We start from the raw sequence: 867 nt of genomic DNA, 5'->3' as shown, positions 1-867 counted from the left end.
AGACCGTGTCCTATGTGGTGAAGCGGGCCAGGTGCTTGTAGCAGCACAGGGTGGCGGCAAGGCCGAGAAAGGCCAGGTAGTTTCGGGGGTCGCGTTCGTAGCGGTGGTTGAGTCGGCGGTAGCCGGTCAGCCACGACATGGTCCGTTCAATGACCCACCTGCGGCGTCCGAGGCGCTCGCTGGACTCGATGCCCTTGCGTGCGATGCGGACGCCAATCCGCTTGCCACGCAGCCATTTTCGCAGGTGCGGAACGTCGTACGCTTTGTCTGCGTGGAGGCGTCCGGGCTTGCGATAGCGGTCGCCCTGGGCCTCCTGTCTCATCCGGTAGCCCTCAACCATGGGTTTCAGGGCTTTGCTGTCGTGGGTGTTTCCCGCAGTGACGCCGACGACGAGGGGCAGCCCGCCCGCGTCCGACAGGACGTGCATCTTGGAACCCGGCTTGCCCCGGTCCACGGGGCTCGGACCTGTGAGTTCGCCCCTTTTTTGGCCCTCACGTGGGCGGAGTCGAGCACCACGCGGGAGACATCCAGCAGGCCAACACCGTCAAGGCGCTCCAAGACCAGCTCGTGAAGCCGGCCCCACACGCCGGCCCTCGACCAGATGAGGAAGCGGCGGTGGACGGTGGACTTGGAAACCCCGAAGCAGGGCGGCAACGCACGCCAGGCACAGCCGCTGACCAGCACGTACACAATCGCAGCGAACAGCGTCTCATCAGGCGCGTTCACCGTCCCACCGCCCTGTGGCCGCACCCGGTCCGGCGGGATCAGCGGCTTCGCCAACTCCCACAACCCGTCCGGAACGATCCAACTCCACGTACCCCGCCCCATGCCTCGATCAACGAGCCTTCACCACATAGGACACGGTCT

1 protein-coding gene is annotated in these 867 nt (G+C 65.9%); it reads right to left on the bottom strand.

Annotated features, from left to right (window positions below; translation table 11 throughout):
• Nucleotides 1–10: 10 nt before the first annotated feature.
• Nucleotides 11–828, bottom strand: a protein-coding gene (locus tag IF01_RS47265; protein ID WP_094745763.1) for an IS5 family transposase whose coding sequence is annotated in 2 segments (ribosomal slippage) — nucleotides 11–480 and nucleotides 480–828 — 819 coding nt in all. Because the reading frame shifts where the segments join, the coding sequence is not laid out codon by codon here.
• Nucleotides 829–867: the final 39 nt, after the last annotated feature.

This window comes from Kitasatospora purpeofusca (assembly GCF_000718025.1).
GTDB lineage: Bacteria > Actinomycetota > Actinomycetes > Streptomycetales > Streptomycetaceae > Kitasatospora > Kitasatospora purpeofusca.
Note: the sequence above shows the minus strand (reverse complement) of the source record. Positions and strands in the feature narration are given on the sequence as shown.